An 8,128-nucleotide genomic window follows, 5' to 3' on the forward strand; every position below is an offset into this window, starting at 1 on the left:
TGACGCCGCAAGAAGCTGCCTCGCTGAAACCCCTGCGCGTGCGGGTGGTTACAGTCCGCCCCGGCGACAACATCACGACACTTGCCTCCCGCATGATGGGTACCGATCGGAAGCTCGATCTGTTCAAGCTGATCAATGCCCTGCCGACGGGTGCTGCCGTTTCTCCCGGCGACCGCGTGAAGATCATCGCCGAATGAAAAAAGCCCGGCTTACACCGGGCTAGTCTGTGCTGCTGGGGAGTAATTCCTGTCAGGCATAGGCTGCCATATGCGGGTCGGCGCTCACGAGCGCAGTGCGAAGCTTTTCCATCGCCCGGCTTTCAATCTGGCGCACGCGCTCCTTGGAAATGCCGAGGTCGGCACCGAGCTCTTCAAGTGTCGCTCCGTCTTCGGCAAGGCGCCGCGCGCTTATGATCTTCATTTCGCGTTCGTTGAGATGCTTGAGCGCCGATGCAAGCCAAATGCGGCGGCGTTCGCCGTCGATCATGTTGGAGACCTGCTCATCCGGTAGCGGCTCGTCGCTGACGAGGAAATCCATCTTTTCCGCACTGTCGGCATCGCCCGAGACGGAGGGCGCCTGCAGCGAGGCGTCATTACCGGACAGGCGCGCATCCATGGTCTGCACGTCGGCAAGGCTGACACCGAGGGCAGCGGCGATTTCCTGATGGATGGATTGCAGTGTCAGCTGCGTGTCGCCCTTGGCGAGCTTGGCACGCAAGCGCCGCAGATTGAAGAACAGCGCTTTCTGAGCGGAACTCGTACCGCCGCGCACGATCGACCAGTTGCGCAGAATATAGTCCTGGATCGAGGCCCGGATCCACCAGCTTGCATAAGTGGAAAAACGCACATCGCGCGCAGGTTCGAAACGAGCCGCAGCCTCCAGAAGCCCGACATAGCCCTCCTGTACGAGATCGCTCATCGGCAGGCCGAAATTACGGAATTTGCCTGCCATGGAAATGACGAGGCGCATGTGTGCCATGGCGATCTGGTTGCGGGCGCCACGATCGTCATGGTCCTTCCAGCGGATAGCGAGATTATGTTCTTCTTCGCGGGCGAGATAGGGAGCCGCCATTGCTATTTTGATCATGCGCCGATCTGCAGACATGTTCTTCATATCGCTCTCCTAAACAGGCCACGGCCCAAAAATGAACAAGCAAACATTGTTTCCGGAACATCGCTGCGCCGGAGTAAACTAAGGTCCTGAATGCATGAGGGCCTCGCTCCTGGACTTTTCAGGAGGAGGCCCTATTTCTCATCATATGCCGCTGAAGCGGCTGGATTGGATCGGTTTCTTGAGATTGCCGGAAAGGCAAATTCTGGAAATCATGACCCGCTCCTCATCGAACACTCACAGCTTAGGCGGAAGTCAAACCGAGCTTCATGGGCTCCGGTTAAGTCCGCATCACTGTGTATCAACGTCGTGGCGGCGAAAAAGTTCCAATAAAAAACCCGACACAAAGGCCGGGTTTTTTTATCAGCAAAAACAATGCGCTATTAAGCGGCTTCGTCCTGCGAGTCATCTTCCTCGATTGCCTTGCCACGCTTCGGACCCTTGTTGAGATTGGTCTCGACGAGGCGAACGGCTTCGGTTTCAGACATCTTGTTGACAGCAGCGATTTCGCGAGCCATGCGATCGAGGGCAGCTTCATAGAGCTGACGCTCGGAATAGGACTGCTCCGGCTGGTTTTCAGCGCGGTAGAGATCGCGAACGACTTCTGCGATGGAAATCAGGTCGCCGGAATTGATCTTGGCATCGTATTCCTGGGCGCGGCGTGACCACATGGTGCGCTTGACGCGAGCCTTGCCCTGCACGACCTTGAGGGCGCGCTCGACGAAGTCGGTTTCGGAAAGCTTGCGCATGCCGATGCTCATGGCCTTCGCGACCGGAACCTTCAGACGCATCTTGTCCTTTTCGAAATCGATGACGAAAAGTTCAAGCTTCATGCCGGCGACTTCTTGCTCTTCGATAGCCGTGATGGTACCGACGCCGTGCGCGGGGTACACGATCGATTCACCAGTCTTGAAGCCGTGACGTGCGGTAGAAGGTTTTTTCTGCTGGATGGTCATTCTAATCAAAAACTCCCTGTTACGCTTCCGGCGGCGGCCGGAGCCGGGTCAGTCAGGCCCGGATGAGACGGTTATATCCGTCGGGTGACTTCACTCTGGTTCCACCAGACAGAAGCAAAAGATATCCTGGCGCGCGATCTTGGGATCCGACAGCTCAAGTTACTGATATGTCACGGAAACCGCGTGCGGATTTGTTTTACTTTCGTGATGGTTTTTGGGCATGCGTCATGCCACAAATGGAACAGTGTGGTGAACGTATCACAAAAATATGAGGAAATCAATAATTTGCTTAACGTGAGTCATGTGGGCAACACATAGCCCCCATGTGACTCACGCGTAATTTGAAACGTTTAAGCGGCCGCTGAACCCGGTTTCAATGGCCTTCCACTTCGAAAATTTCAGTCGCCGCTGCCGGGCTTTTCCGAGAAGTATTTCTCGAATTTTCCGGTCTCGCCGTCCATCTCCTTGGCCTCCGGCATCGGCTCCTTCTTGACCGTGATATTCGGCCAGATAGCAGCATATTCGGCGTTGACCTTCAGCCACTTGTCGAGACCCGGTTCGGTGTCGGGCTTGATCGCCTCAGCCGGACATTCCGGCTCGCACACGCCGCAATCGATGCATTCATCGGGATGAATGACGAGGAAGTTCTCGCCTTCGTAGAAACAGTCGACGGGGCAGACTTCAACACAATCGGTGTATTTGCAGCGAATGCAATTGTCAGTCACGACATAGGTCATGAAGAACTCCAGGATTTCCATACGGGCGGGGCCGGGCAACCTGGAACGTCGCGCCTGTCCCCTGAGCCGGAGAGAAAGCGTGAGCAGGCTTGGGAGGCAAGCACGCTACCCGGCAGGTTGTGTGTGACGTATCGGCTTTGCAGCAGGATTTCAAGGACAAACGATCTTCGAAAAGCTGACGGTAGGAAGAGTTTTCTAATCCTCATCCGACATCAGCCTGTCGATTGCGCGCCGTTCCTTTTTCGTCGGCCTGCCTGAACCCGTGGTGCGAATTGCCTGCTCGTAAGGGGTGAGGCGTTTTGCCTCATCCGGAGGCGGCGACAGATCCTCATAGAGCAGCCTCGCCTCCTCATAGGGTCCTCGCCGGTCTCCAGGCAGCCGGACCACAAGAACGACCCCTCGCCGCTCCAGCGTGATCTCGACGCGGTCGCCAAACTTCACCATCTGACTCGGCTGAGCACAGCGCGCTCCATTGATGCTGACATGACCGGACTGGATATGGCTCTGCGCCAGTGAGCGTGATTTCACCATGCGTGTGAAGAACAGCCATTTGTCGATGCGCTGGCGCGAATCGCTTCCTGGCTGTGTCTCTCCACCCATGATTACTTCTTCATCTGCTCCTTGAGCGCTGCAAGTTTGGCGAAGGGCGAATCCGGATCGATCGGCTTCTCCTTGCGCGGCGGCTTGGCCTCGAAGCGCAGCGGCTGCGAATTGCCGCGGTTGTTATTGTTGCGATCCTTGCGGTCACCGCGGTCCTGACGGTCGCCGCGCTGTTCGTTCCGGTCGTTGCGCGCCTGCTGTGGCCTGCCGCCGTCACGATTACCGCCGTCGCGATTGCCTCCGTCACGGTTGCCACCATCCCGGTTACGGTTGTTGTGGCGATTGCCGTCACGGGCCTCGCCGCCTTCACCGCCGCCAGGGCGGCGATTGCGGTCGCCGCGTTCCTGACCCTGCCCCTGGCCCTGTCGTTCGCCCTGGCCGCCGCGACGATCGCCATGACCGCGCGCCTGGCGCTGGTTTTCGTTACGGCCACCGAGGCGCCACAGGAGAACCGGCTTCGGCTCTGCAGCCTCAGCCTCAGCCTCGCCTGCTTCACTCGAAACTTCGGCTGGTGCAGGCGTTTCCGCAGCCACAGGTGCGGCCTCGACCGCGGGCGCTTCTTCCGCAGCGCCGTCTGCGTCGTCATGATCGGCCTTTTCGCCAGCTTCCTCCGCCGCGGCCTCAGTGGCCGCTGCAGGAGCCGATGCCACGTCTTGCGTCGCAAGGAATGCAGCGGCCTCTTCGGCCTTCACGGCGTCGGCGCGATAGCCGAGACCTTTGAGGATCTCTTCCATGTCTTCCAGCGTCGCGCCGAGAATGGACAGCATCGCCGTCGTCGTCGTAAAGCGGCGACCGTCATAAGCGCCTTCCGGACGACTGGCCTGACCCGGCTTCCACTGCAGGAGCGGACGGATAAGGTCTGCCAGACGCTCGAGGATATCGATACGCACCGCGCGCTTGCCGAGGAAACGGAAGCCGGCGAGCTTATAGAACATGCGCTCGAAGCTCGGATCGGTGACGACAGAGGTGCGGCCAGCGGCCAGCACCGGAATGAGGTCGCCATGACCCGGCTTGTCGAGCCCGTCATTCTTCAGGGCCCAGAGCAGAGTGATGAGCTCTGCCGGTGCCGGCTTCAGAAGCGCCGGTACGAAGATGTGGTAGGCGCCGAAGCGGATGCCGTAACGTCGCATGGAGGCGCGCGCATCCTGATCCAGAGATTTCACCTCTTCCGTCACGTCACGGCGGAAGAGCACGCCGAGATTCTCGACGAGCTGGAAGGCAAGCCCCTTGGCAAGGCCCTGCAGGTCTTCAGCGCGCGACAGATCGTCGAGCGGCTTCAGCACCGTGCTGATATGATGGTTGACGAAGCGCTCGATACGGGCAGCGACATGATCGCGCGCATTGCCCGTAAGCTGCTCGTCGGCAAGCAGGATGACGCGCGGACGCATCACATGATCGCTGCCGGAAAGACGTCCGACGGGGTCGCCAAGCCAACGCACAAGGCCATCCGAACCGATCGCCAGATCGGCATTGCCTGCGGCATGCAGGCGTGCTGCGCGGGCTTCGAATTCAAGCGCGAGCGCCTTCTGGGACGCAGCCTGAACCGCCCTGGCGTCCGGTCCGTCCGTTCCACCAACAGGCGTAAAACGGAACCCGCTCAACTGCCCCACATGATGTCCTTCAACAAAGACATCGCCATTCACACTGATTTCAGCTTCCAGCATCGCATTCTCTCTCAGGCGCTTCATGAGCACAGATGTCCTGCGATCAACAAAGCGTTTCGTCAACCTTTCATGTAACGCATCGGACAATCGATCTTCGATTTCCCGCGTCTTTTCCTGCCAGTGTGTCGGATCGGCAAGCCAACCGGGCCGATTCGAAACATAGGTCCAGGTTCTTATCTGCGCGATTCGCGCCGAAAGCGTGTCAATTTCCCCATCTGTACGATCGGAGCGGTGAACCTGCTCCGCTAAAAACTGCTCGTTCACCGTGCCATAGCGCACAAGATCGGAAAAGAGGGTAGAAATAAGATCGGCATGTTGCGCTGGCGTTATGCGCCGGTAATCCGGTAGAGCGCAAGCCTCCCACAGTTTTTCGACGCGCGCCGGCGCGTTTGYGAGATCGACGATTTCCGGATACCGCGACAGATGTTCGAGCGCCTGCTGGTCGACCGCAGGCAGCGCCCGCGTCAGACCGGGTACACGAGGACCTGTTTCAAGGCTCGCCCGCAGGGATTGTATCGAGGAAAAATCGAGATCCTTGGTCCGCCACTGCAGAACCTTGACGTTGTCGAACTCATGGCCCTCGATGCGCTGCACCAGCTCTTCGTCGAACGGCGAGACCTGACCGGTTACGCCGAAGGTCCCGTCGCGCGTATGACGTCCTGCGCGTCCGGCAATCTGGCCGAGTTCGCCAGGATTGAGATTGCGGAACTGATAGCCGTCGAACTTCCGATCCTGCGCGAAGGCCACATGATCGACATCGAGGTTGAGACCCATGCCGATCGCATCGGTGGCGACAAGATATTCGACGTCGCCTTCTTGGTAGAGCGCCACTTGCGCATTGCGGGTGCGGGGACTGAGCGCCCCGAGCACGACGGCTGCCCCGCCCCGCTGGCGCCGGATCAGCTCTGCGATCGCATAGACCTCGTCCGCCGAAAAGGCGACGATTGCCGAGCGCTGCGGCAGCCGGGTGATCTTCTTCTGCCCAGCATAGAGAAGGTGGGAAAGCCGCGGCCGCTCGGTGACGGTTATCCCCGGCAGAAGCTGCTGGAGGATCGGCCGCATGGTGCCGGCACCAAGCAGAAGCGTCTCGTCGCGGCCGCGCAGATGCAGGATGCGGTCTGTAAAAATATGGCCGCGCTCGAGGTCGCCTGCAAGCTGGACTTCGTCAATGGCGACAAACGCAGCCTTGGTTTCTCGCGGCATCGCCTCGACCGTGCAGACGGAGAAACGCGCATTCGGCGGCGAGATCTTCTCTTCGCCCGTCACCAGCGCCACATTATGGGCGCCGACCTTTTCCACCACGCGCGTATAGACTTCACGCGCAAGCAGGCGAAGCGGCAGGCCAATGACACCAGTGCCATGCGCCACCATGCGCTCGATCGCGTAATGGGTCTTGCCGGTATTGGTCGGCCCGAGCACCGCGGTCACGCCGCGCCCGCTCAGTATCATCGGCTGCGAAGTCAGGGTCATGGTCCATGCAAGTGAGGCGGGGCGCCCCGGGGTCAAGTCGGCTCCTGCGGGTAAGGCACAGAACACATGGACAGCCGAAGCTCTAAACGCAAGGGCAGATTTGAAATAGACCGCAGATTGGGCATCGAAATCGCGGCCCTGCTAAGTCCTTGATTTAAGATTCGGAACAGCCTGAGAACGAATCGGAGACGAATCGCTGACTCCGGATGATTCAGCTTTTGTTCACGGCTAAGTATTGATTTTGAATCGCGTTTTTACACTAGATGCTGAATCGGAAGACTCGGCCGAAGATGGATTTCATCACCCGCGATTAACGTTTCTTGCCGAACTGTAAAGACCCGCAGATCCTATCTAAAATTAACCCTTCGACCAAAGCCGGAACGAATCGGAGACGAATCGCCGATATCGAGGTTTTCCCTTTTCGTTCACGGCGAGATGTTGTGAGCGTTTTGCCGCCACTACCAATATACGGTTTGGTCAATTCGGCAGTGTCGGCCGAAAGCGCCAGATCACGTTAATCATTTCCACGCAGAATTTACGATGCTTTAAGACGGTCGCCCCACGAGCCGATCAACGCTCGGCGCTGATCAAAGCCGGAACGAATCGCTGACGAATCGGAGACATCGCCATTTTCCCGCTTTGTTCACCACAAGCTGTTGTATTTGAACAAATTTTTAACCATACGGATAAAAGGCGGCAGAATTCTTTGCCGGCTTGGCATCTGGCGCGCCGGCTAAACTCGGCTTCAGGGAAACAATCGATAACGGCGCCGTGATATTCCGAGAGATTAGCCGGGAACAAAAGTCGAAGATGCGTGTTTCTAGTCCAGTCGAAATGAGGATGAGTCAGGACAAACACCATGTTAGGCACGATACTTCTTATTATCCTTATTCTATTATTGGTCGGCGCCTTGCCGAATTGGGGCTATAGCCGAGGCTGGGGCTATGGACCTTCCGGTGGTTTAGGGTTAGTTCTCGTCATCATCATCATTCTTGTATTGATGGGCCGAATTTAAAAGGCCGGTAACCTGGGGAGTTAGACATGAAAAAGATTGTTCTCAGCTGCGCGCTCATCGGCGCTCTCGCCTCCTGCACCCCGACGGAACAGGGCACGGCGATCGGCGCCGGCACGGGCGCTATCATCGGCGGCGCTGTCAGCAACAGCTGGGGTGGCGCGGCAGTCGGCGCAGTCGCCGGCGGTCTGACTGGCGCTCTCATCGGCCAGTCGGTCGAGCGTCGCGGCTATTGCGTCTATCGCGACCGCTACGGCCGCCGATACGAAGCACGTTGCCGCTAATCGACACCCGGTTCATCGGAAGTTTTAAACGGGCGCTTCTGCGCCCGTTTTCTTACGTTCTTTTGTCGTCAACACGCCGTTGACGATTGGTCGCTGAAGTCAAATCTACCGCGCCACTAAGGCCGAGCGCATATTCCTTTCAAGATCGCGGGGCAACGCACATGGCGCCCGCGAATTGAAAGCTAAGCTACCATCGCACAGATCCTGCTGAATTCCGCCGTCGCCGTCCTGATCGCTGCAGCCATGTTCACGACGACGGTCGCCGACCTTCGCAGCCAGGACCGCGTCCAGAAGG

8 protein-coding genes and 1 pseudogene are annotated in these 8,128 nt (G+C 58.4%); 3 read left to right on the forward strand and 6 right to left on the reverse strand.

Annotated features, from left to right (window positions below):
* A pseudogene (locus AC1D35_RS33770) lies at positions 1–197 on the forward strand (metalloprotease); the annotation flags it as partial.
* 52 nt (positions 198–249) lie between these two features.
* On the opposite strand, the gene AC1D35_RS33775 reads toward AC1D35_RS33770, so the two are convergent.
* From AC1D35_RS33775 to AC1D35_RS33795, 5 genes are all read right to left on the reverse strand, one after another.
* Entirely contained in the window at positions 250–1,113 is an 864-nt protein-coding gene (locus AC1D35_RS33775) for an RNA polymerase factor sigma-32 (protein ID WP_113299541.1), read from the reverse strand.
* Positions 1,114–1,493: 380 nt separating this feature from the next.
* Complete coding sequence (locus AC1D35_RS33780; protein WP_113299540.1) at positions 1,494–2,066, reverse strand: CarD family transcriptional regulator; 573 nt, start codon at positions 2,064–2,066, stop codon at positions 1,494–1,496.
* Positions 2,067–2,464: 398 nt separating this feature from the next.
* The gene (gene fdxA, locus AC1D35_RS33785) at positions 2,465–2,803 is read right to left on the reverse strand and encodes a ferredoxin FdxA (RefSeq protein WP_113299653.1); all 339 of its coding nucleotides are present in this window, start codon (positions 2,801–2,803) and stop codon (positions 2,465–2,467) included.
* 195 nt (positions 2,804–2,998) lie between these two features.
* On the reverse strand, positions 2,999–3,403 hold the full coding sequence (locus tag AC1D35_RS33790) for an RNA-binding S4 domain-containing protein (RefSeq protein WP_113312039.1): 405 nt from the start codon (positions 3,401–3,403) through the stop codon (positions 2,999–3,001).
* A gap of 2 nt (positions 3,404–3,405) precedes the next feature.
* The gene (locus AC1D35_RS33795) at positions 3,406–6,537 is read right to left on the reverse strand and encodes a helicase-related protein (protein WP_477942226.1); all 3,132 of its coding nucleotides are present in this window, start codon (positions 6,535–6,537) and stop codon (positions 3,406–3,408) included.
* Between the two features lie 859 nt (positions 6,538–7,396).
* Between AC1D35_RS33795 and AC1D35_RS33800 the strand changes: the two genes are divergently transcribed.
* Positions 7,397–7,552: a DUF3309 family protein gene (locus AC1D35_RS33800; protein WP_007825451.1), complete on the forward strand. Its 156-nt coding sequence runs from the start codon at positions 7,397–7,399 to the stop codon at positions 7,550–7,552.
* A 26-nt stretch (positions 7,553–7,578) separates the two neighbouring features.
* Positions 7,579–7,833, forward strand: coding sequence for a YMGG-like glycine zipper-containing protein (locus AC1D35_RS33805; RefSeq protein ID WP_113299537.1), 255 nt, complete (start codon positions 7,579–7,581; stop codon positions 7,831–7,833).
* Between the two features lie 105 nt (positions 7,834–7,938).
* Here the strand turns inward: AC1D35_RS33805 and AC1D35_RS33810 are convergent.
* Positions 7,939–8,128 (reverse strand): hypothetical protein (locus AC1D35_RS33810; RefSeq protein WP_477942229.1); only part of this gene is annotated, 190 nt, incomplete at its 5' end.

It is taken from the genome of Rhizobium sp. P1_E6, assembly GCF_056405875.1.